Genomic DNA, 24,861 nt, shown 5'->3' with positions numbered 1-24,861 from the left:
AGGCTTTTTCAATTGAATGCGATATAGGTGATTATTTAGCACTAAACCTGTAAAACTCATTAAAATTATTAAGTGATTTTCCAGCTTTTACATATTTTTAGTCAAACCGTCTAAGGTAGCGCCACTTAGTATTCACAATTAAGCCGATTCTCTTAACACCAACTTAGCCTTTAACAATATTTCGTCGGGTAACTGAAAACTCTTAGTCCCAGCAAGACTTAGTATTTTCTCCACACACATTTTACCGATACCCTCTACATCTTGGGCGACAGTCGTCAACGGGGGACATGTAAACTCACTTAAGGGCTGGTTATCATGGCCTGTGATTGGGATACTTTGATACTTTGAGTTTTTGCTCAATAAACCTTCAGAAAACAATGCCGATAACACCCCAAAGGCAATCCGGTCATTTGCACAAATAACACCACCTTCATTGATCCGTTTCATACGAATCATTTTTAACGCTTGCTCTTTACCCCAACGCTCAAAGTCCCAGCAAATCTCCGTATCTACAGGCAGGACATTAGGCTCTAAACCATGTTTGATCATAGATTGCTTGTAAACCAACATCCTTTCATTTGCATTACTATTCACATCAGGCATAGGAAAAAAGGCAGGTTTGCGCTCACTTTGGATCATGTAGTCTGTGATCAATTCAATACTTTGACAATTATCATTTTGAACACTGTACTTTACACCTTCAAAGCAAGCATCAAAAAATACAAAAGGAAGCTCGCTCTGTATTCGTTGCAAACGACCTTCTATTGCTTTGATGCCTGATGGCGCATAACAAATACCAGCCACCTTTAGGGCTAGTAAGTTATCAATTGCACGCTCTTCAATCTCTGGCTGGCCATAAGAACACTCAATTAACACTGAGTAACCAAAAGACATAGCATGCTGCTCAATAGAACGAACAATAGAAGCGTAAAGAGGATCTCCTAAAGATGGGATCAAGACACCTATGATCTTCGTTTCTTTACGCATTAACATCGAAGCGAGCATGTTGGGGCGATAATCTACCTTTTCCAGCATAGCCTCAATCTTCTGTCTGGAACGAGTACCTACCGCTTCAGGGTTTTCAAAGTACTTAGAAGCAGTTGGACGTGAGACACCAGCTAAGCTGGCAAACTCTTCCATGGTATTAACTTTTTTCAATAGAATTCCCCAACACTCATGCGTAAATAAGGGGGATTGTTACACAGCTAAGCGGCTGCGCCAAACTGCTTACAAGCCCGCGCATATTTACCTAGTTCTAACCGAATATAGTCATGCAACAGTCGTTTAGGACAAACCGCTAGATGTTTCTCCCGTACCTGATTGTACAAAGATGGCATGAATTGACTCACTAAAGGATAAGGCGGTGGATTGTTTGACAAGTTTTCAATCAATTGATCCAAACTTTCCTCAATCGCATCGTAGTTCCAATAATAGCGTGAACGGTCACTGAAACTGTATTGGCGTGCAAACCTTAAGGACTCCGAATCACCGTGATAATAATCTTCCCAGTATTTTGGGCTATTTACCATTGTTGACTCAATCACTTGTCGAATGTTGGAACGCTGATCAGGTTTGATCCAAGCCTCTTCAATGTGACTTAAAGCAAACACCGCCTCTCGAAATGCAAACGTTAACCCCGGCCCAACTTTGAGAATGGCAAAATGATCTTTAACCAACTCAGACAAACAGGTTTCTGTTTGATAATCCGTTGAATGTGCTTCAAACACAATATTTGGGAATTGATGAATCGCAGACTTTAATTCCAAAGCCTTGTTTGGCTGATACTCAATCACACTTGCATGGTCGAACTCCACTCCTGGTTGAACCACCACGCCTATAACTCTTTCAAAAGCCGATTCAATCCCTAAATCAGCAAATAATGTCTGATGTGTCGCGACGGTTTCAATCAGATCGATCGTGCTGGTCACGGCCAACTCTTCCAGGTCTTCTTGAGCACCGCCCGGTACCGGCACCTCTGTCCCGATAATGTAATGGGGCTTAGCACTAACAACGATCGACTCGGCTGCCTTACACATCTGAGCTGCACGTTCCGCAATGACTTCAGGAGGTAGCGGAACTGGATCATCAGCACAAGACATACTGGCATCTAAATGAATCTTACTAAAACCTGCCGCGACATAGTCTTCGACTAACGTCATTGCCTTGGTCATCGCCTCAGCTGCCTTCAACTTGCGCCAAGGGTTCGGACCTAGATGATCTCCACCCAAAATCACGTAAGACATATCAAAAGATAGTGTATTGGCGATGTCTTCTATATACGTAACGAAGTCAGCAGGCGTCATACCAGTGTAGCCACCCTCTTGATTCACCTGATTACAGGTTGCCTCAATCAGCAACTCAGTACCATTTTCCTGAGCTTCCAACATGGCAGCTTCTAAAACGTATCGATTAGCAGAGCAAACAGAATAAATGCCTCTGCCCTTACCTGCACGATTCGCTAAAACTACCTGTTTAAGTGTTTGAGAATTAGACATGCTCTACTTCCTCCTGTGTGTGCCAATTAGATATAAATGTTTCTAGTTCGCTTTCTGTTGCAGCGCCTTCCATCGGCCCCATGGCACTAACGGCTAAAGCACCTGCTGCATTGGCTAAATCAAGTGAATATTCAGGGGAATATCCCAACACGCGACACGCCACAAAAGTTCCACCGAAGGTATCTCCAGCCCCTGTTGCATCCACTTCCTTTACGGAAAAAGAAGGCTTGGAAATAACGTTATTTCGATCATAATAATCACATCCTTTCTGTCCTTTTTTCAGAACAACTTCCCGCACACCTAGGATCCAAAGTGCTTTAAGTGCTGATTCAACGGACTCTGTACTTGTCAACGACAGAAGCTCATCGCCACTTGGCATGAAGATGTCGGTTTTACTCAATACTTCATTGAAAAAACCGACAACTGTTTGATCATGCAACAGCTCTTTGCGAACATTAGGATCAAAGGAAATTAGACCTCCTCCTTCTTTAACAAGTGCAATAGCGCGACGCACTAACCCAATCATGTCTGGGGTGTTAATGGACGAGCCCATAATATGGAACACAGAGCAATTCTGTAGCGCCGTAATTGCTGCGCCATTCAAACGACACAGAGACGCTGCACTGTGTTGAATATTAAAGATAAAATCGCGGTTTCCATCTTGGTGATAAGTCACAAATGCTGTACCGGTTGGACGATCTTCATGAGTCTCGATCAATCTGCAGTCCACGCCACTTTCTTCTAAGCGAGTAAGACAAACCTTGCCGAAATCATCCTTACCAACACATCCAATCATGGTGGCAGGAACCCCCATTTTGGCGACCTGATTAATAAAAATCGCAGGGGCTCCGCTCGGAAACGGTCCAAGGAACTCCCCTGCTTTAGTAAAAGTCTGGCCAATGTTCTTAGCCATCACCTCCACTAATATTTCTCCTAACGTCAAAACTTCTTTCATATCATCACCCGACGACTTAGCTCATCCAGTTACCGCCACACACATTAAGTGTTTGGGCGACGATGTATTCGCTGTCTTCTGAGGCTAGGAATACCGCTGCTCCGGTAAGATCCTCAGGGTGGCCCATACGGCCATAAGGCACCGCTTCACCTACCATCTTGCGCTTCTGACCAATTTCTAGGCCTTCGTACTTAGCAAACAAAGCGTCTACGTTGTCCCACATTGGCGTATCTACAACGCCAGGAGCAATCGCATTAACATTGACTCCTTGACGAGCCAACGACAGTCCCGCAGATTGAGTCAAACTGATGACTGCAGCTTTACTCGCGCAGTAGGTTGCAACAAGAGGCTCACCACGACGGCCCGCTTGAGAAGAGAAGTTGATAATGCGACCTTTGGTACCTTGGGAGATCATTTGTTTGGCGACATCTTGCAACGTAAACATCAAGCCCTTCACATTGACATTAAAAACAAAATCAAAGTCTGACTCTGTCACCTCCAAAAATGGCCCCATGTTAAAGACAGCAGCGTTATTGACCAAAATGTCGATTTGCCCAAACGCTTCAACGGTTTTCTGGATCATTTCCTGACGCGATTCTGATTTAGTAATGTCCACAGCAATGGCAATACATAGCCCGCCTAACTCTTCAGCAGTTGCTTGGGCTTTCTCACCATTGATATCCGCAATAACAACTCGCGCCCCTTCAGCTAAGTAGCGCTTTGCAATAGCCTTACCGATACCGTCAGCACTACCTGTCACAATGGCAACTTTGTTCTGTAATTTCATGGTTATCTCTCTTATTTTTAATCAGTAGTTTGGTTGTATAAAGTCGGTTATTAGTCCGAAATACGGACGCCTTGCTCATCAAATAAGTGGATCATATTGGCCTGTGGGGTTAGGAAAATTCGGTCTCCATTTTTAAAACCGACTTCGCCACTTTGGCGCACAGTGATGGCTCCCATCTCTGTGTCAATATAGAAATAAGTGTCTGAGCCTAAATGCTCTCCTAGAACAATAGTTCCTTCCCATTCACCCTGTTCTGCTGAAACATCAATGTGCTCAGGACGAATACCTAAAGTAGTAGCGCCATGCTTAACCGCCACTTCACCCGTTAGGAAATTCATTTTTGGGCTACCAATAAAACCTGCCACAAACATATTTTTTGGTGTCCGATACAGCTCTACAGGCGTTCCAACCTGCTCAATGTTTCCTGCATTGAATACAACAATCTTGTCAGCCATCGTCATCGCTTCTACCTGATCATGGGTTACATAGATCATGGTACTCTTCAGCTTTTGATGAAGTTCAGATATCTCAAGACGCATGGTCACTCGAAGCGCCGCATCAAGATTAGAAAGCGGTTCATCAAACAAAAACGCTGAAGGTTGGCGAACAATAGCTCGACCGATTGCAACACGTTGGCGTTGTCCCCCTGATAACTGCCCAGGTTTTCGATCAAGATACTGTGTAAGATTTAATGTTTCGGCTGCCGCTTTGACTTTCTCTTCAATGTTTGAAGCAGACATACCCGCCATTTTCAAAGGAAAGCCCATATTCTTTTCGACCGTCATATGGGGGTACAGGGCGTAACTCTGGAACACCATTGCCAAACCTCGATCTGAAGGTGACATATTCGTGGCATCTTTCTCATCGATCATAATGTGTCCACTACTGGTATCTTCTAACCCAGCGATAAGGCGTAACAACGTCGATTTACCACAGCCAGATGGACCAACAAATACAACAAATTCACCATCGTTAATTTCTAGATTCAACGGAGGAATAACATTTACGTCGTTAAAGGATTTAGTGACGTCTTTAAGTACTATCTTGCCCATTTTTTAATTCCTAAAATTATTTAACTGCGCCAAATGTAAGGCCACGAACGAGTTGTTTCTGACTGAACCACCCCAAGATTAAGATTGGCGCAATGGCCATAATGGAAGCAGCCGACAATTTGGCGTAAAACAAGCCTTCGGGGCTTGAGTAGCTCACAATGAATGCCGTGAGAGGTGCCGCGTTAGCGCCCGTTAAATTGAGGGTCCAAAAAGACTCATTCCACGACAGGATCACGTTCAACAAAAGCGTTGATGCAATACCTGGAACGGCCATAGGTACCAAGACATACAAAATCTCGTTTTTAAGATTCGCACCGTCCATTCTGGCGGCCTCTAAAATCTCGCCTGGAATCTCTTTTAAATAGGTAAACAACATCCAAATAACGATGGGTAAATTCATCAGCATGAGAATCGTGACGAGAGCGATACGGCTATCCAAAAGACCAAAGTCTTTGCACAACAAATAGATAGGTATCAGTACACCTACTGCTGGCATCATTTTGGTTGAAAGCATCCACATCAAAATATCTTTGGTACGACGACCTGGAACGAAAGCCATAGACCAGGCAGCTGGAATTGCAATCACTAGGGCCAGTAAAGTTGAGCCAATAGCGATCACAACTGAGTTCCAAAAGTGATGAAAGTAGTCTGATCGCTCTTGAACAATAAAGTAGTTCTCAATGGTCCAATCGAAACTAAAAAACTTAGGTGGTGATGCAACCGCCTCAATTTCAGTTTTAAAGCTAGTAAGCAATGTCCATATAATTGGAAAGGACAAAGTGAGCGCAACACACCACGCTGCCAGCGTTACCAACACTCGATATCGATTTGTGACTTGACGTGCCATTTATGCCTCCAGATTCTTGCCAATAATGCGGATTAAGAAAAACGCTACGATGTTGGCAAGAATGACCGCCACAATGCCCCCAGCAGCCCCCGCTCCCACATCAAATTGCAACAACGAACGCACATAGACCAAGAAGGTTAAGTTGGTGGAAGCCACCCCAGGGCCGCCGCCAGTCGTTACCAGAAGCTCAGCAAAAATACCTAACAAGAAAATCGTTTGAATCAAGACAACAACCGTCATAGCGCGAGTCAGATGCGGTACCACGATGTAGATGAAACGTTGGAACTTACTAGCACCATCAATCTCAGATGCCTCAATCTGATCGGAATCCAAGCTTTGCAGTGAGGTAATGAAAATCAACGCAGCAAACGGAAGCCATTGCCAAGCGACAATTACAATCACTGAAAATAACGGCGCGTGAGCTAAAAAATCAAAAGGCGGGAACCCGAATAGCTTAGCAACATAAGCAAACAAGCCATTCACTGGATTAAAAAACATATTTTTCCAGACCAATGCAGAAACAGTTGGCATGACGAAAAATGGTGAAATAACCAATATACGGGCAACACCCTTACCAAAAATGGGTTGCTCTAGCAGCAACGCTAACAGTACGCCTCCTACTACTGTGGTGATCAATACACCTCCTACAAGGATTAACGTATTAAGGACGGAAACACCGAATGCTGGATCCTTAAAAAACCAGTAGTAGTTTTCAAACCCGACAAATGGCGTGGCTCCAGGCATTAAAAGGTTATAGCGCAAGGTCGAAAAGTAGAGGGTCATTCCTAATGGGATGACCATCCAAGCCAGCAAAAGCAAAACCGACGGGGTCAGCATAACCTTCGCTGCTCTTCGAGAGTGTAGCGTTGACATAGCAAAAATCTCTGATTCGATTGAAGGAACGAGCAAGCATGGCTTGCTCGTTATGGAGATGATTTATCTAATAAATCGTTGTACTTATTTGATGTAACCCGAACGGGTCATTTCTTGACGCGCGTAGTTCTGAGAAGCTTTTAACACCTCAGATGGCGACATTGTGCCAGCTAATGACGCTGAGACCATTTGCCCCACATATGTTCCAATTCCCTGAAACTCAGGAATTGCCACAAACTGAACACCAGTATATGGAACTGGCTTAGCAGATGGATTTGCAGGGTCGGCGCTCAAAATTTGTTTTTGAACCGTCTTAGCAAACGGTGCAGCATTTATGTAATCAGAATTAGCATAAGTGGATTTGCGAGTTCCTGGAGGTGCAGCAACCCAGCCTTTCTCCTCACCCACAAGATTGATGTATTCCTCGGACGTAGCCCAAGCTAGGAAGTCTTTTGCGACGTCTTCATTTTTAGAAGACTTAGGAACAGATAATGCCCAAGCCCAGAACCAACCATTACCTTTTTCGCTTACTTCTGAAGGCGCTGAAGCGAAGCCAGTGACATCGGCCACGCTAGATTCTTTAGGGTTGTAGATGTAACCCGCAGCAGAGGTAGCATCAACCCAAATGGCACACTTACCGGATGCAAACATCGCTCGGTTTTCGTTGTGACCATTATTAGGTGTACCCGGTGCCCCATACTTCTGCACGATATCCGTATAGAAAGTCAGAGCATTAAGCCATTCTGGAGAATCCAGTTCTGGGTTCCAGTTCATGTCGAACCAACGACCACCGAAAGCGTTAACCATAGTGCCGAATACCGCCATGTTGTCGCCCCAGCCGGCTTTACCGCGTAAACAAATGCCATATTGCTCTTGATCTGGTTTGTGTAGCTTAGCCGCAAATTCCTCAATTTGGGTCCACGTAGGATTAGCAGGCATAGTCAAGCCAGCTGCTTTAAATAGGTCTTTACGGTAGAAAGTGAAGGAACTCTCCGCATAAAACGGCACAGCGTATAGATGACCGTCCGCTGTCAAACCATTGCGAACAGTAGGAAAAATATCGTCGTAGTTGTATGAACTGTCGAAATCATCCAATGACACCAACCAGTTATTCTTACCCCAAAGTGGCGCCTCGTATGCACCAATTGTGATGATGTCGTATGTGCCACCATTCGTCGCAATATCAGTTGTAACACGTTGGCGTAATACGTTTTCTTCCAGAATCACCCAATTAAGTTTATTACCGGTTTTCTTTTCCCATTTGGGTGATAACTCTTGCATGATGATCATGTCAGCGTTGTTCACCGTAGCAATCGTTAAGGTCTCAGCTTGCAGCGTTCCTGCACCTGCCCCTGCTAGAACACTAAGTGCTAATGCAGTCATTCCTGAGCTTTTTGTGAGCTTTTGAAACATGGAGCTACCTCTAAATTATTTTAATTGTAAGTGGTTGAAGTCAGGCTTCGGAGATAAAACTAATCGACAAAAAAACACGAGTCAATTATTTTTTTACTTGAGTAAAAAAATATTGCATAAATTATGTAAGGTAGTACATTGGTCGTCATCAAAAATCGATAACAAATATAAAAAGGATAGTGATCATGAAGGCCATCGTTTTCGAAGCTAAAAATTCAAGCCATCTCGTAAATATCAATCAATCTGTCACCTTAAAGGAAGGTGAAGCACTGGTTAAAACCTCTGCATGCGGCCTGTGTCACACAGATATTGAAATCCTAAAAGGCAACTATGGTGAAGACGCATACCCAGTCGTACCAGGACATGAATACTCTGGCATTGTCGTGGAAGTAAACGCTAAAAGTGATCGAGTAAAAGTAGGGAACCAAGTCATTGTCGACCCGAATATAGCCTGCGGTTCGTGTCGATCATGCGAACAAGGATTGACCAATCTTTGTGAAAATTTAGAGGCTTATGGGGTGACTCAAAATGGTGGTTTTGGTGAATACAGCATTGTTAAAGTAGAAAATCTTCATCCCATTGAGAACCTAGACATGAGAGTCGCCGCTCTTGCAGAGCCAATGGCTTGCGTATTAAACGCTCTAGGCATTGCAAACCTATCAAAAACACAAAACGCCTTGATATACGGTGCGGGTCCAATGGGGTTGATGCTTGGCATTGCTCTATTCGCGAGGGGGATTACAGATGTGACGGTTGTCGACATCAATCAGGAAAGAGCGTCATTCGCATCAAAGCTTGGGTTTACAGCAGTATGTGACAGTAATGAATTACAGACCTATGACTTAACCGTTGATGCTACAGGCATACCTGCGGTTGCAGAATCATTGATTTCATTTACAAACAGTGGCGGGAACATCATTTTCTATGGCGTTTGTCCAAAAGATGCCAAAATTAGTCTCTCACCTTTTGAAGTCTTCCGTCGTCAGATCACCATCGTTGGTTCTCACTCACTTAATAAGAACATTCCTGAGTCTATTGAAGTTCTCAAACATCAGGAAACTAAATTGAAACAGCTCATCACGGAAGTAAACTCCCTGAGTGATGTGAATGACACTATAACGGGCACCAGTAAAACCGGAATGAAATTACAAATGGTCTACATCTAACTTTTGACTGTTATCCATTAGATTATTAGCCAGCAAAGCCGATCGTTATACTCGGCTTTGTATTTCAGCTCTAAGAAAAATACATTTTTAGTCTCTTAACTGTTTGTTTTCTAAAGACAGTGATAAGAAAAATGCAAGCAGCATAACACTGCCACCTATGACAAAAGACGCAGTAATGGCGTGACTAAACGCCAGTTCAATACTTGGTCTAATAGCTGTCGGTAAAACTGAAACAGCTGCGATACCACCGTTGATTATTTGTTGGACATCAATGTCTGATTGGATTTCGTTTAATCCTGCATGAAGCGTACTAGTCATAACACCTCCGGACACAGCAACTCCTAAAGCCCCCCCTAGCGAACGGATGAACGACATAGTTGATGTCGCTTCACCTAAGCTTGTCTTGGGTGCTGAGTTCTGGACGATTACGGTAGCATGAGGCATAGCAATCCCCATTCCTAAACCAAGAATCGCTAAACCAATCAAAAACCAGTAAACATCTTTTTGCATATACGCTAGTACGGCAAAAATACTTAACCCCAAAGCTTCTAGTGCAATGCCTGCAATCATAAACAACTTAGGTCTATTCAATCTTGAAGAGATTTGTCCGCCGAAGATTGAGGTTAAAAGCATGGCTGATATTTGTGCTAACAACATTGATCCAGACTGCGCAGCGCTTAAGCCCAACACTAATTGAAAATATAGAGGCAGAAACACCATTGCGCTCATCATCGCAAAGCCCATGCATCCTGTGGTAATAGAACCGATCGTAAAGTTTCGTATCCGGAACAAGCTTAATGTCATGATTGGCTTAGCTGCATTTTTTTCGCTATGTATGAACAAAGCAATAGCCGTTAATGCAATGGTTATAAGTATCCACGTAGTACTAGATTGCCACGGAAATAGTGTGCCACCGAGGCTGAAAAGTAAGAGAATACTGGATGCTGCAAACACCATAGTCGTAGCACCAGAGATATCGATAATGTGCTTTTTATGTGCTTTTAGTGTAGGCAACGATTTCCAGAGTATACATATCGCAATTAGGCCGATGGGTATATTGATATAGAAAATCCACCGCCAAGACAGTGCTGTTGTAAGCACACCGCCCAGAATTGGGCCTGCCACAGCGGACATCGCAAACGTTCCCGTAAATAATCCCTGATAACGTATCCGTTCTTTTGGCGAAACAACATCACTAATCGAAGTCTGACATAGCGTCATGACACCTCCTGCGCCAATCCCTTGAAACAATCTAAAAATGATTAGCTGTGTGATCGACTGAGCAAAACCACAGAGAAACGACATCATCATAAATAAAGCAATACAGGATAGCAGTAACCCTCTGCGACCATACATATCACTCAGTTTACCGAAGATGGGCGTTGCAACAGTAGAACTGAGCATAAACGCCGTCACCACCCAAGATAAATGAGACAACCCACCAAGATCACTGGCCATAGCAGGTAAGGCGGTATTAACTATACTTTGATCGAGGGATCCAAGAGACATCGCCAGCATCAGCCCGGCTAAAATAGGACGTAAAGCTTTAGGAGACGGTTTTTCTTGATCAACTCCTGGAGACTTATCAGAAGCCTTTAAATATGTTGTTTTCAACGTTCTTCGAACTCCAAACTATGGAACACAGACCTTTTGTATCAATATGTTATAGAATGGATAACGTGTTGTAATGCCATGGACATTTCTGAGTTAGCAAAGGACCCCATAATAGTAATTAATTCTTATTCCTTTCCTTTTTCTTGATCAAATGATGCTAAGAATTTTGAAGATTTAAAACGGGATCTGTTTTTTTGTAAACAAAATTTCTAATGATGCACCACTGTCAGCATCCTTCTAACAAGGCCGACTGAGACAAGTCATTGCAGCGAAACTGGACGGCGTGTATGTTAGGTGCCCACGTTACAGTATTCATAGAAGATAAGATGAACGCCCCCGCCGACATGTACCAGCGCTTATGCGCCTCAGGAGAGCTCAAAAGTGACGCAGCACAAAAAGAGGCGATTGATGAGCTGAACGCCCTTTACACTACCTTAATTGACAAGAATGGACGATATTCTAAGCAAGGGATTTACCTATGGGGAGACGTAGGCCGCGGTAAAACAAAGCTGATGGATATATTTTACAGTTCCTTGCCAAACGGCATAGCCCGGCGCGTCCATTTCCATCATTTTATGGCAAGACTTCATCGGGAGCTAAACCTAACCTTTGGGCAAGCCAACCCTCTGCTGACCATCGCTGACCGCTTGGCGTCTGAGTTTCAAGTATTGTGTTTCGACGAATTCTTTGTCAGCGATATTGGCGATGCCATGCTGATAGGAGGTATCATAGAGGCATTACTTGACCGAGACATCATCATCGTCGCCACTTCTAACATAGCCATTGATGGACTGTTTCAAGCCCAGCTACAAAAAGATCGATTTCAACCCACCATCGATAGAATGTTACATGCATTTACAAGCATTCATTTGACGGGCAAAGTGGACCATCGTTTTCAACCACGCCCCACTCGCCCTATTTACTTTACCGCCCCGTCAGAGTTTGACGCCTATCTAAACACCGCTGAACTCTACCAAATTGATTCAGTGAGTATTAATCGCCGCCAGATAAAGGCTCAAGGGCGCAACGAAAGCCAAATCTGGTTCCGCTTTGAAGACTTGTGTATTGGCCCCCGCGCTGCCGCAGACTACATGGAACTCGCTTCCCAATTCGATGAAATCATTGTCAGTCACATCCCATGCTTGAGTGGTGAAGCCTTTGAACACATCAAAGCTCGTGGCACCGAAGACGGTGCTCTAGGTTCAGGAAAAACGGGAGATCGTGTAGTAGCTCTCGCTATCAACGACGACGCGGTAAGGCGCTTTATCAGCCTTGTTGATGAATGCTACGACCAACGTGTACGCTTAATTCTTCAAGCTGAAGTGCCGCTTGAACAGCTATACTTATCTGGCACACTATTATTTGAATTTAGACGTACCCAAAGTCGCTTAACTGAAATGGCCCATGTGGGGTTTGGGCGTACTTAAATGAATAGACGCGAATTCAATTTGAGCAATAGTTTCTTCGGTAATAGACAAAATTACGACTCTGATTCATTCGCGGCTTTATTCTTTCTAATGTCACATTCATTAAACACTCGTAATGGGCACTCAAAACATTTTTCTGTTTCAATTGTTTTCACCATGTCACTGATTGCTATAGTAGTACTGCTTTTAAGAGTTGAGCTTTGTAAAAGCTTCAATAGCTCAGGCTCTTTGATATCGTCCATGACATTTCCCTTTAAAGAAGATAAGTAAACGATAACACCTGCAGCCTGATAGCCCTCTAGCATATGTGCCAATCCATGCTGTCCAGAAAGATCAATAAAATTAACACCTTTTAGAACCAAAATGATTCTTTGATACCCGCTCGACTGAATACGCTCAATCTGACCCTGAATCGCATCAATCGAGCCATAAAAAATCGAGCCATCGACACGCAAAACCTTTATTTCAGGGCATTCTTCCAATTGATAACGTTCGACATTTTTAAGCTGCCTTTTTCCTTCATGACCAACTCGTGGAGCCAGTGGAGTAACTAAGGGTTTAGATGTCTTAGATAGATAGAATAGTAATGATGCGATTACACCCACGTAGATACTATATTCCAAAGGAAAGACCAAAGTTGCCACCAGTGTTAATATAAACGGCACCTTTTCTTGCAGAGTATTTAGACGCATTGTCCAAACAGTCTTCCAATCGAAAAGATTCCAAGCAATGACTAAAATACTGCCAGCCATGACAGGAACAGGAATTAACGAGGTAATACTTGGTACAAGGCTAAGAACGCAGAATACCATCCCTGCTGAAAAGAGTACGGATCGACATGACTGTGCTCCGGCATCAAAATTGGCTCCAGAGCGTGTAAACGAGCCTGAGCTTGGATAACACTGAAAGAAAGCCCCTACGACATTAGATATTCCTTGCCCAAAAATTTCTTGGTTTCCGTCTATTCTCTGTTTAGAACGCGTAGCAATTGAACGGGCTATTGAAACCGCTTCAATACTTCCTAAAATGGCAACGGATAAAGCCCCCGACGCTAGAGCAATAATATTCTCAAAACTAATCGCAGGAAAATTCAAAGACGGAAGTACCGAAGGCAAAGCACTGACCATCATGACATTTTGATCTGCCAAAAAAATGCAAGCTAACACGCCCAGTCCCATCCCAAATAATAAGTAAGGCGCTGCCGGCATCCACCTCTTCACCAGTATTGAACCGAGCAAGGTTACAGTCCCCACCCACACCGAATCCCAATGAAACGTTCGTATTACATCTTCTTGGAGTCCTAGAAAGTTATCGACTTGGCTAAAACCAATAACGAGCGCTGCACCTGAAGTAAAGCCTTGCACAACAGAATGGGAGATGAAATTAACTAAGTTTCCTGCCTTTATTAGCCAGAATGCCAATTGATAGCCCCCTACTAACAAAGAGAGCAAACACATTAACGAAAGATACTGTTCGTCCCCAGCTGGGGAAAGGTTACCGACTATGGCAGCACATACAATTGAAAGTGCAGCAGTAGGACCTGATACCATGTGTCGCGAGCATCCAAACAGAGCCGCCAATATCGCAGAAAAGATCGCTGTGTAAAGGCCTATCTGAGGTGGTAGTCCGGCTATAATTGCATAGGCGATACCTTGAGGAATGACCAGTATTGCACCTGTTACTCCTGCAATAAAATCCAGTTTCAGGGACGAACGCGGCCCTATCAAATTTTTAATAAAATTCAACATTTAGAGAAGTACAATTTAGGTGAACATAAAAAGGAGGCAACGAGCTGTTGCCTCAGTAAAGACTATCTTTGACTAATCGAACGCCGTCTACGTTGAAGTACAACAATGCCCGCTAGTAATAGTAAGGATGGTACATAGACAAATAGATTTGATGGCTGCTTATTGCTGACATCTAACCCCTTGACGAATTGAAAGGCCTCGAAGCCTGCCTCATAGGCGTCGCTGCCAATATCAACACTGTCTACTTCAACAGCAGAATCAGTGATATATAGCTGCAAGCCTGCTTGAGCTAAGATAGACTCAATATCATTCGTTTCTCTAGCAATAAGCATATGAGTTGAGCGTTCTATGTCGCCTGAATACCCTTCCTCCTCGACGCGAATTTTTAATGGCGTGCCCGCTTCAACCTGTCCTTTTTGATTAATGAATTCGTTAATCTCGACGTAATGATGTGGTGCGACAAACTTGTCGATCCAAAAACCAGGTCTAAAGATGCTGAATGCAATCAAAAGCAAAGCGGCCGTTTCCCACCAGCGATTTTTCACAAAGAAATACCCTTGCGTCGCGGCGGTAAAGATCAACATGGCTAACGTGGCAATGACAAAAATAAATACACCCTGGGCTACAGAGACATTTATTAATAGTAAATCAGAGTTAAAGATAAACAAGAAAGGTAATACTGCCGTACGTAAAGCGTATTTAAATGCAATCACACCCGTTTTAATTGGGCTACCACCCGACACCGCCGCCGCTGCAAAAGAAGCTAAACCAACTGGTGGCGTCACATCTGCCATCAAACCAAAGTAGAAAACGAATAGGTGAACAGCGATCAAAGGTACAACTAATCCATTCGACGCCCCTACTTCGACAATGACAGTCGCCATTAACGAAGAGACAACGATGTAGTTAGCCGTGGTTGGCAAGCCCATGCCTAAAATCATACATAGAATAGCCACGAGGATCAGCATCAAGGTGATATTGCCAAAAGACAACGCTTCGACAACATCTGCTAAGACAGCCCCCACACTGGTTTGTGAAACTACACCAACTATCACGCCAGCCGTTGCTGTGGCAATGGATATACTTGCCATATTTCGTGCGCCAGTGACCATTCCGTCAAACAAATCTTTTAAGCCTTGTAGCGATGAACGATTAGCTTCTTTCCGGAACACCCCCTCAAGCCATGGCTTAGTCACGATCATAAAAATGGTGAGCAAAGCGGCCCAAAAGGCACTTAATCCAGGACTTAACCTTTCGATCATAAGGCACCATACGAGTACGACCACGGGTAAAAGGTAATACATTCCTGACACAAAGATTTGACCCGGAGCTGGTAATTCACTCAAATCTTGGTCATTCGTATCAACCAGTTTAGGTTTTCGTGACCCTATGTATAACAGGCCAACGTACGCAGCAATGACAAGTGCAGATACGACAAACACTGAGTCATCACCAGTGATGTTTTTTACCCAGCCTAGACCGTAGTAAACCACGGCACTCAATACACATAAGCTTAAAAAGCCAAATATAAAAGCAGCCAGTTTGTTGGCCAAACTTACGCGAGAATTAGGTTTGGCAATGCCTTGCATGTTGGCTTTCAGTGCTTCTAAATGAACGATATACACTAAACCAATGTAGGAAATAACCGCAGGTAAAAAGGCGTGCTTAATAACATCCAAGTAGCTGATGCCAACATACTCAACCATCAAAAATGCGGCCGCGCCCATGACAGGTGGCATGATCTGGCCATTAACTGATGAGGCGACTTCTACAGCGCCAGCTTTTTCAGCAGAGAACCCGACCTTCTTCATCATTGGGACCGTAAAAGTACCTGTGGTCACAACATTGGCAATAGACGAGCCAGAAATAAGCCCTGTTAGACCAGATGCAACCACAGCTGCTTTTGCAGGACCTCCACGGAAGTGCCCCAGACAAGCAAACGCTAATTGAATGAAATAATTACCCGCACCCGCTTTATCTAATAAAGATCCAAACAATACAAATAAGAATACAAAGTCAGTAGAAACGCCCAATGCAATACCAAATACGCCTTCGGTAGTGATCCACTGGTGGTTAACGATTTCAGATAAGCCAAAACCTTTATGAGCAATCATCTCTGGCATGTAATTACCAAAGAAATTGTAAATCAGAAAAATGAAAGCAATTAAGGGAAGTGTGATACCTAAACTACGACGAGCAGCTTCGAATAACAAAGGGATACCGATACATGCCACAATAAGATCTTGGGTGATGGGCGCACCGACTCGTGTTGCAATGTTATCGTATTCAATCAAATAGTAAGACGCACATAAACTCGCAACAATCGCAATGCCCCAGTCTGCCACAGGAATCTTATGAACTGGTGATCGGCTACTGAAGGGGAAACTGAGAAAAACTAGAAAAATAGCGAAAGCTAAATGAATTGAACGTGCCTGATTACTGTTCCATCGTAGTAAGTCAGAATCCATTACATAAGGAAAAGGCGATGCAATCCAAAGCTGAAAAAGCGCCCAAATAAATGCAACAGATAATATGACTTTAAGTTGCAACCCATTTGGCTTTCGACCACCCATATCATTTGACGACACCAAGTCATCAAGATCCGTTGAGCTACTGCTCTCCTTTGAAAGGTTCATCTTAGGACTCCAGGAGAATGCTTTTAAAAAGCTGCCGGAGTTCTGACTCCGGCAGAAAACACTGGGGGACTACCCAGTAATGATAAAACCGAACGTACTAGAAGTTTTACATCCAACCGCGTTCTTTGTAGTACTTGATAGCGCCCTTATGAAGCGGAGCAGACAATCCAGCTTGAATCATTTCTTTTGGATCTAGGTTTGCAAAAGCAGGGTGTAAACGTTTAAAGCGATCAAAGTTTTCAAAGACTGCTTTAACAAGGTTATAAACAGTGTCTTCTGAAGTCGCAGTAGACGACACCAAGGTAGCTTTCAATCCATAAGTGGAAACATCGTCTGGCGTACCTTCGTACATACCACCAGGAATGGTGGCATAGCTGTAGTAAGGATATTGCTTAATCAAACCATCAACCGCTTCGCCAGTTACATCAATAATATGAGTGGCACACGTACTGGTCGCCTCTTTAACATTTGCCACAGGATGGCCAGCAACCATTACAAACGCATCAACTTTGTTATCGCACAAGGCTTGAGATTGTTCAGAAGATTTTAATTCACCAGCCAATTTAAAATCAGATACATCCATGCCAGCTGCTTCCATCAGTGTGAGCATGGTTGCACGTTGACCTGAGCCTGGGTTACCGATGTTTACACGCTTATCTTTAAGGTCATCAAACGACTCGATTCCAGCGTCAGCTCGAGCCACAAGCGTAAAGATATCAGAGTGCAAAGAAAACACTGCACGAAGGTCTGTGTATGGGCCGGCATCCTTAAAAGCAGATGTCCCGTTTAAAGCATGGTATTGCCAATCAGACTGAACGATACCGAAGTTTAAACCACCTGATCGGATGGAGTTCAAGTTTGCAATTGAACCGCCCGTTGAAGGTGCAGAACAGCGAAGATTATGAGCTTCAGTTTCGCGGTTCACCATTTTACAAATTGATTGGCCAACTACGTAGTAAACACCTGTTTGACCCGCCGTGCCGACCGAGAAATGTTCTACATCAGCAGCATTAGCAACTGAAATACTTGCACTACCCGCAACTATGATAGCAGCGGCACTTTTAACAAATGTGTTTCGTAAGACATTCATGTGTTGTTACCTCGTTTCCTTTGTAATATTAAGCCTAGGCTCGTTGATTGCTTAGATGCAATTTCTTAAATGTGTGAATAAGTTCACATCATCTTATTGTTTGATTGTCTACAACGTAAAAAGCGAAAATTTTTAAGACAATTCAACGCTTCTATTCGCTGCTGCTTTTAAACAAGCAAATACTTTTTCTTTAAATTGTTCACCATCCATTAAGGCTTCAAGCCCCGCTTGAGTGGTTCCATTAGGACTGGTTACATTTTCTCTTAGTGTCGAGACTTCATCCGAGCTTGATTCCACCAAGCATGACGCTCCGATCATCGTTTCGAGCGCTAAAGCTTTTGCTAATTCAGGTTTTAAATCAAAACTTTGCGCTGCATCGACTAAGCATTCAGCAAAGTAAAATAAGTAGGCTGGACCGCTACCACTGATCGCAGTCACTGCATGCATTTGGGTCTCGTCTTCTACCCAATAGAACTTGCCTAATGCTTGAAATAGTGACTCAGTCAGGCTTTCAATTTGAGCTTTTTGATCTGAGTAGCCAACCATGACACCTTTACCAATCATAGATGGCGTATTAGGCATCACTCGAACAACCTGTTTGACCGCTGGAAGCATGCTTTGAATAGACTGACATGTCACGCCTGCCGCTACCGAGATCAAACATGTACTCTCTGAAATCAGAGCATTGAACTCAGATAAATTTTGCACAATTACTTGTGGTTTCAGCGCTAACAAAAACACTTCAAAAGACATACCTACAGGAAAATCAGCCACATCCCTAAATGTATTGAGACCTCTTCCTGAGTAATAACCTAAAGCATCTTCATTGCGATCGAGGACGTAAATTGAGGCAGGGTCAACACCTTGCTTCAACCAACCTTCAATGATGGCTCCACCCATCTTTCCAGCACCAACGACCACAATACTTTTAGGGGATGTCAAAGTTTGCATATAGCTCTCCTATTTGATTAAGCCGTTACTTTCGTGTCGCTAAAGCTTTATACAGTTCACGAATTCTCTTAACCATAGGACCTGGTTTACCATCACCAATAGGTCGACCATCGACTTTTACTACAGGAGTTTGACCACCAAACGTACCCGTCACAAACGCTTCATCCGCGCCATACACTTCGAATAGAGAAAACTCTTTTTCATGAACCGTGATGCCATTGGCTTTACATAAATCAATGACTTTTTGGCGTGTGATACCATTCATGCAGTACTTGCCTGTAGAGGTCCACACTTCACCTTTACGAACAATGAAAAAGTTTGTCGAGTTACAAGTAGCAACAAAGCCATGAGGGTCAAGCATTAATGCTTCGTCTGCGCCTGCTTTCTGAGCATGTGTTAGAGCAGTAATACAGTTCAGCTTACTGTGTGAATTCAGTTTAGGATCTTGACTATTTGGTTGTCCTCGTACTACATGCACTGTGAATAGACTCATGCCATTTTCAAGAACCTTAGCACTCGGTTTGCTATGTTCAGCAATAATCACAGTTGTTGGGCCATAAATACTTAGGCGCGGATCTTGGAATGGGTGCTTCTTTCGACCACGAGTCACCATTAAACGAAGGTGTGCATCGTGAGTCATGCCGTTTTCAGCTAACGTATCGTACAAAGCTTTGGTCATTTCTTCACGAGAAAGATCCAGCTCAAAATCTAACACTTTAGCCGATTCATAAAGACGATCTAGGTGATCATCAAGGAATGCGATTTTTCCTTCATAAACACGCAACCCTTCCCAAATGCCATCTCCCAACATAAAACCGCTGTCATAGACAGACACCACCGCTTCCTGCTTAGGTAACAACTCACCATTTACATAAATCTTAATGGACTCGTTTCTGCTGTCTTCATCAGCTGAATGAGCACTAAATGAGTGGGACGACATAAATCACTCCAAAATTATAAAAATATTACCGATATCTCGATTGATGCGAGAACTTGAAATCAGCATAGAATTATAAAATATCGTTGTCAACTGTATGATTGTCAACAATCCTACAATATTCAATTCAACTATTTCTTGGATGAAAGATTTTTGCTATCTTTACCTAGCCGCAGTGATCTGCATAAGTACGTAAAATCAGGAATTTATGGCGCTACTAAACTTAAAACCGATCCACAAAGATCGTACGCTTCGGGCGAATGTTGCCGAGCAACTGAAAGAAGCCATCATCAATGGCGATCTACCGCCAGGGACTAAATTGGTTGAGTCACAACTGTCTTCCCTACTCGGTGTAAGCCGAGGCCCACTCCGTGAGGCAATTAGACAATTAGTGGATCAAGGTCTTATCGAAAGCGTGCCTTACACAGGAACTCATGTAGCCAATATCACAGTTAAAGGTATCCAAGAGTTGTATTCTTTCCGAACGGAATTAGAGCAATTTGCTTTCAAACTGATTTGGGATAGACGGGACGCCGGATTTAGAAATGCTCTTACATCTCAATTAGATAAGCTGACTAAAGCCATTAAAGACAATGACCGTGAAGCAGCAATTTTTGAAGAATTAGAATTACATAGCCTCTGCTATAACTATTCAGGGCACGAGCTATTACAGGATACATGGCAACGGCTACGAGGTAAGTTGCACCTGTACTTTACTCTTCACCAAAAAGCGCACAACAGAGCGGGACCACTTGTAAATGCTCATGACACCTATGTTGAGTTGGCTTTAGGAAATGACTTAAACGCAATGCTGGATCACATAAACGACCACATGCAACAGGGTTACCGAAAAGTAGAGAAATTAGTAGCAGATATTGAGTCCCATTGATGCAAATCTAGATGTTTAAAGCCAAGTGCCTCCCTCGGCTTTAAACATCTGACCTACTCGCAACTAGAGAGTTGCGGCTAGCCACCCCTTCGAGTGCGCTATGCAAGGCACAACTACTCACGCTCCCACTTACTGACAACCACAGTCACTAAGCCGCCCCCCCCAACTGGTATTCCTCCGAGATCTCAATAGGACGATAGGCTTTGTTCTTCGTACGGATTTTGCTAAGAGTAGCCTCTTATTTGCAAAATCAGGCAATTCCATGAATAGTTCGCTCTTAATTATGGATTGAACTATGAGGCTGAGCGTGTTTTATTCTGTTTACTGAATGATCACAAATTCTTTACTTTTATTCGATGAGGCCTTCCCTTACGCCTTAGACCGATGATTATAGGAATAGACACACAGTCTTGAAAGGAGTCACAAATGAAGCTATCAAACATACTTACAGTCGTGAACCAAGTTGAGAAATCAAAGTTTGTAAACTTCCTCGATAGGGTGTGCTCAGAAGCAATTGCTCATGATAAAGAGTTAGCGAAGAAGGTCAGAAGCCTAGATGGACAAATAAAAAATGCCTCAAGTTCAGAAATAGTTCAGCTCTTTCAATTAGTCCTACCTCATTTTGAAAATAGCGTTAAGCAGCATTTATCAATGCTCGGCGCACAAGCAAAGCTACTTGTGAATATCATCAGTCGCGATGGCAACAGTATCGCTCGAGGATCATGGATAGAATCTCTATACAGCAAAGAATGGGAGCTGATTAGTAAGCAGGCGCAAGAATCATTTGCAATGCTCAACGAAGCCGATTTTGCTTCGGATACTTTTGATGAAGCTAAACGTCTTCACATTTATCATTCTTGCCTAAGTGAAGCACACCAAAACGATATCAGAGCGAACCGAGAAGCCAAAATTACAGATGATGAACGAGGTATATTGAATATTCTTGCGGAGAAGCTGGATATCACAGCCGAACAACAAAGCGCCTTAGAGCATTTAGTTAACCAAATCCCCCAAACGGGCGCTCTGGACTGCTTGAATGCCCTTCGTGAAATCGGCTTAGTATTCATACGCCGAAAGGATCACACAATCTTTGTTGCGGACGAAGTAGTCTCGCTATTGAATAGAATCGAAGGTAAAGAACTCGCCGACAAACACATACTAAGGGTACTTCGTACACTATCTGACGCAGAATTAAGCAATATATTAAAAAGCCACGGGAAGCGTATCCGTGGTGTAGAACGCCCTGAAAAAATCAAAACTATCTTACAGATGAAACTTTCGGTTTCCTCAATGCTTCAAAACGATATTTGCGGTACCGAAGCCAACCTAAACGACCGCAAAGAGCGTCTTAAAGAGCTTATTTCCGATCTGAGCCTTGATTTAGATAAGCTTGGTTCAACCATAGATGAAAGAACAGAGCTGATTATCAACTCACTGAACAGCTGCTCAGATTTAGAGTTCAATGCTTTGAGTGCCACCGGCTTTAAGGAAATGTTTTCTTCTCTACAAGTTCACCTACCTGACCTGACTAAAACTCTGCAGCTAGAATTCGAAATCGAGGATAACGAACCTCTTACTGTTGATAGGCTTCGTGCACTGAGTATAACGCCACACGATATTCTTTACGTGCTTTCAAATGACCAAGTCAAAGACATTAGAGAAAGCATGGGGCTTGGTAAACGAGGCAACGCAAGGCAAATGATTCTTGAAAGCTTTGCAGATGCAACTGATCGTTTGATCGATAATTATGAAGCCTTATCTCAACGTGATCTTGCTAAGCTCAAAGCAGCAAATATAGAAATTGCCGAAGCTGATATCGGTGTAAAATTTGAAGAAACCACTAAAGCGATCTTTGAACAACTTGGCCTAACTGTCGATGAAGACCTAAGAAAGTCTGTGAATACCGCAAAAGATAAAGCAGATATATTGCTGTCCCTGAGTGAAGATGATGTGATCATTGGCGAAGCAAAGACATGTAAAAACGGCGATTTCGCTAAGTACTCAACAACATCCAGACAAGTAAAAGCCTATGTAAACCGCTGTGAAGCGGCCGGCAAACGAGTTGCACAAGTGCTTATTATTGCCCCATCATTTTCAGATGATTTCATCGATTCAGCGGATACTGATACAGAAATCAACATTTCGCTATTAGAAGCAAAAGGATTGAAGCTCATCTACGACGCATTCAAGAGTAGAAGAAACCCTAAGTTCACCGCCAAGCTTTTCACTAAAGGTGGCTTATTGAAAGCTGATTTGATTGCCAAGAATATTTAAGTAACGGGGCAGATAAAATCGCCTAGATGCTCGATGTTAATCTGCCCCTAACTAAAGAGATCACAATGTGTCTATTGCACTCGTGACGATTCAGTGATTAATTTCAATTACTAAGCCCTTTTAATTTCTAAAATTTTCAAGCTGCCAACATAAACTATGTGATTGCTAACGCTCGGTTCTGCGGCTGGTGAAAGTGGAGGCGAAGCCGGAACTTTTGCCAGTCCGACAGCATCCGCTTGTTAGGCGCATCACTCTATCAAGCGTGCCCATAATTCTCTCAGCAGCTTAAACGTTTGATCTTCTGAATCGTTTTTATACATATCTACTAGCGCAACTATGTCTTCATCATCTAATACCAACATATAACCGCGCCGATCTTTAGCTGTATCAATACAGCGTTGATACATTAAGTCTTTGTTTTCAATTGTACGGCAAATTAACAAGCCTACCTGCCCTCTACTTGGGGAGAATCGTCCTGCAAGCTGATCAATTTCTGGGTTGCCAGCTTCTTTGCCATAGTTTTTACATTCGATAAATATAAGAGGACATGGATAATGCATTGATAGCCAGTAAAAGAAGCCTGACTTGGCTTCATTGGTATACGTAATATCAATACGTTTACGGCCATCATGAATATTATGCTGTTTAATTGGATTACATAATGATGGATAGAAAATTACGGACAAGATCTTTTCGATTATATCTTCGTACCTGCCGGCAGTATCTCTACCCGTAGCCAATTTTTTTAGCTCCTCGACTAGAGGATCTAAATCAGGCAATTCGGAAGCTTCGACTTCACATAGTTGCTCTTGCGTTAAAGGCTTGGATGGCGAAGCTGCCTTTTGATCTTTGTATTCTTGGAGAATATTTGGACGAATTTTAGTCTGCTCAACAACGGCAAGTTTATCGTTTCCATACTTTTCAATAAGAGCTTTTTTAGTAACTCGCTCACTACCATCCTTAAGTACCTCAACCAGTGGAGACCGAGCCTGAAGATGTTCATGCTGCATTTCAGGAAGTATGTAATGCCTATAGTACTCATCATATTGGTAGGTAAGCCGATGACGTACCAATATCTTTGGTACAAGAATAACTTTACCGAATTCTGTCATTGGCAGAGGTATGAGTGATTCTGCCCAACGCTCTTCTTCTGGGTTCCAAACAGGCCCAGATGCAATATCGGGGGTCAAAGGCACCCCGTAATATACGCACATCTCTTGCGTATATTTTATTAACGGCCCCCGAATAATGTTGCAAACTGCATCAGATATCATGTCTGTTCCAATCCCTGGAATTAATAGCGCTGTATCTTCTAGATCCTTGAGAAGACCAGTCACCGCAGCATTACTTTTACTAAGTGCACCCCAAACGGTTTCGGCAGAACCAGAACCAAAGCCATGTCCACGGGACTCTCCTGAAGAATATCCCAAATGAAACTCATTTCTCTCGTTCAAAGATGATAATAACTGCTGCGCTTTTACATGATCACCCGAATGAATTAAACGGAGTACAGTATCGAAAAACGTTTGCAGCAAGGAAGAAAGCTCATTCCCCCATGGCGATATCAAAGATTTAATCGCTCCTGGCTCCAGAAAGACAGGGAGGTCGGTATCTAGAGGGATATCAACAAAATCGAGATATGGCTGATTCCGATTTAAATTAAAATATTCAGAAAATTTCATTGTTCCCTCAATTATTGCTGTCGCC

19 protein-coding genes are annotated in these 24,861 nt (G+C 43.1%); 4 read left to right on the top strand and 15 right to left on the bottom strand.

Annotation, left to right across the window (positions count from 1 at the left end; translation table 11 throughout):
- Positions 1 to 138: 138 nt before the first annotated feature.
- The 8 genes from JHD44_RS18545 to JHD44_RS18510 form a co-directional block, all read right to left on the bottom strand.
- Positions 139 to 1,158, bottom strand: coding sequence for a LacI family DNA-binding transcriptional regulator (locus JHD44_RS18545; RefSeq protein ID WP_199464212.1), 1,020 nt, complete (start codon positions 1,156 to 1,158; stop codon positions 139 to 141).
- 47 nt (positions 1,159 to 1,205) lie between these two features.
- Positions 1,206 to 2,495, bottom strand: a complete 1,290-nt coding sequence (locus JHD44_RS18540; protein ID WP_199464211.1) for a D-tagatose-bisphosphate aldolase, class II, non-catalytic subunit — start codon at positions 2,493 to 2,495, stop codon at positions 1,206 to 1,208.
- Positions 2,488 to 3,450, bottom strand: a complete 963-nt coding sequence (locus tag JHD44_RS18535) for a sugar kinase (RefSeq protein WP_199464210.1) — start codon at positions 3,448 to 3,450, stop codon at positions 2,488 to 2,490. The genes JHD44_RS18540 and JHD44_RS18535 overlap by 8 nt, the downstream gene beginning before the upstream one ends.
- A 16-nt stretch (positions 3,451 to 3,466) precedes the next feature.
- Positions 3,467 to 4,237 carry an L-iditol 2-dehydrogenase gene (locus tag JHD44_RS18530; RefSeq protein ID WP_199464209.1) on the bottom strand — a complete coding sequence of 257 codons (771 nt, stop codon included), beginning with the start codon at positions 4,235 to 4,237 and terminating at the stop codon, positions 3,467 to 3,469.
- A gap of 50 nt (positions 4,238 to 4,287) precedes the next feature.
- A complete protein-coding gene (locus JHD44_RS18525) occupies positions 4,288 to 5,289 on the bottom strand; it encodes an ABC transporter ATP-binding protein (RefSeq protein WP_199464208.1) in 1,002 nt (333 codons plus the stop codon).
- Positions 5,290 to 5,305: 16 nt separating this feature from the next.
- Positions 5,306 to 6,136 (bottom strand): carbohydrate ABC transporter permease, encoded by an 831-nt coding sequence (locus JHD44_RS18520; protein WP_199464207.1) that lies wholly within the window; start codon positions 6,134 to 6,136, stop codon positions 5,306 to 5,308.
- The gene (locus JHD44_RS18515) at positions 6,137 to 7,009 is read right to left on the bottom strand and encodes a carbohydrate ABC transporter permease (RefSeq protein ID WP_199464206.1); all 873 of its coding nucleotides are present in this window, start codon (positions 7,007 to 7,009) and stop codon (positions 6,137 to 6,139) included.
- A gap of 84 nt (positions 7,010 to 7,093) precedes the next feature.
- Positions 7,094 to 8,422, bottom strand: a complete 1,329-nt coding sequence (locus tag JHD44_RS18510) for an ABC transporter substrate-binding protein (protein WP_233402334.1) — start codon at positions 8,420 to 8,422, stop codon at positions 7,094 to 7,096.
- Positions 8,423 to 8,607: 185 nt separating this feature from the next.
- On the opposite strand from JHD44_RS18510, the gene JHD44_RS18505 reads away from it, so the two are divergent.
- Positions 8,608 to 9,588, top strand: a complete 981-nt coding sequence (locus JHD44_RS18505) for an alcohol dehydrogenase catalytic domain-containing protein (RefSeq protein WP_199464205.1) — start codon at positions 8,608 to 8,610, stop codon at positions 9,586 to 9,588.
- 87 nt (positions 9,589 to 9,675) lie between these two features.
- On the opposite strand, the gene JHD44_RS18500 is transcribed toward JHD44_RS18505, so the two are convergent.
- Positions 9,676 to 11,202 carry an MDR family MFS transporter gene (locus JHD44_RS18500; protein ID WP_199464204.1) on the bottom strand — a complete coding sequence of 509 codons (1,527 nt, stop codon included), beginning with the start codon at positions 11,200 to 11,202 and terminating at the stop codon, positions 9,676 to 9,678.
- A gap of 287 nt (positions 11,203 to 11,489) precedes the next feature.
- Here JHD44_RS18500 and zapE point away from each other — a divergent pair, with 287 nt between their 5' ends.
- Positions 11,490 to 12,629, top strand: coding sequence for a cell division protein ZapE (gene zapE / locus JHD44_RS18495; RefSeq protein WP_233402332.1), 1,140 nt, complete (start codon positions 11,490 to 11,492; stop codon positions 12,627 to 12,629).
- A 53-nt stretch (positions 12,630 to 12,682) separates the two neighbouring features.
- Here zapE and JHD44_RS18490 read toward each other — a convergent pair whose 3' ends face one another.
- The 5 genes from JHD44_RS18490 to JHD44_RS18470 form a co-directional block, all read right to left on the bottom strand.
- The gene (locus tag JHD44_RS18490; protein WP_199464203.1) at positions 12,683 to 14,377 is read right to left on the bottom strand and encodes a SulP family inorganic anion transporter; all 1,695 of its coding nucleotides are present in this window, start codon (positions 14,375 to 14,377) and stop codon (positions 12,683 to 12,685) included.
- 62 nt (positions 14,378 to 14,439) lie between these two features.
- Positions 14,440 to 17,013: a TRAP transporter permease gene (locus tag JHD44_RS18485; RefSeq protein ID WP_199464202.1), complete on the bottom strand. Its 2,574-nt coding sequence runs from the start codon at positions 17,011 to 17,013 to the stop codon at positions 14,440 to 14,442.
- Positions 17,014 to 17,119: 106 nt separating this feature from the next.
- Complete coding sequence (locus JHD44_RS18480; protein WP_199464201.1) at positions 17,120 to 18,103, bottom strand: TAXI family TRAP transporter solute-binding subunit; 984 nt, start codon at positions 18,101 to 18,103, stop codon at positions 17,120 to 17,122.
- A 132-nt stretch (positions 18,104 to 18,235) separates the two neighbouring features.
- Positions 18,236 to 19,054, bottom strand: a complete 819-nt coding sequence (gene proC / locus JHD44_RS18475; RefSeq protein ID WP_199464200.1) for a pyrroline-5-carboxylate reductase — start codon at positions 19,052 to 19,054, stop codon at positions 18,236 to 18,238.
- 25 nt (positions 19,055 to 19,079) lie between these two features.
- On the bottom strand, positions 19,080 to 19,994 hold the full coding sequence (locus JHD44_RS18470; protein ID WP_199464199.1) for an aminotransferase class IV: 915 nt from the start codon (positions 19,992 to 19,994) through the stop codon (positions 19,080 to 19,082).
- Positions 19,995 to 20,199: 205 nt separating this feature from the next.
- Between JHD44_RS18470 and JHD44_RS18465 the strand changes: the two genes are divergently transcribed.
- Positions 20,200 to 20,880, top strand: coding sequence for a GntR family transcriptional regulator (locus JHD44_RS18465; RefSeq protein WP_199464198.1), 681 nt, complete (start codon positions 20,200 to 20,202; stop codon positions 20,878 to 20,880).
- 426 nt (positions 20,881 to 21,306) lie between these two features.
- Positions 21,307 to 23,154, top strand: a complete 1,848-nt coding sequence (locus tag JHD44_RS18460; RefSeq protein ID WP_199464197.1) for a hypothetical protein — start codon at positions 21,307 to 21,309, stop codon at positions 23,152 to 23,154.
- Between the two features lie 248 nt (positions 23,155 to 23,402).
- Here the strand turns inward: JHD44_RS18460 and JHD44_RS18455 are convergent.
- Positions 23,403 to 24,861, bottom strand: a 1,459-nt coding sequence (locus JHD44_RS18455) for a hypothetical protein (RefSeq protein WP_233402330.1), incomplete at its 5' end; no start/stop codon positions are given.

Source organism: Marinomonas ostreistagni (assembly GCF_016461785.1).
Taxonomy (GTDB): Bacteria; Pseudomonadota; Gammaproteobacteria; order Pseudomonadales; family Marinomonadaceae; genus Marinomonas; species Marinomonas ostreistagni_A.
Note: the sequence above shows the minus strand (reverse complement) of the source record. Positions and strands in the feature narration are given on the sequence as shown.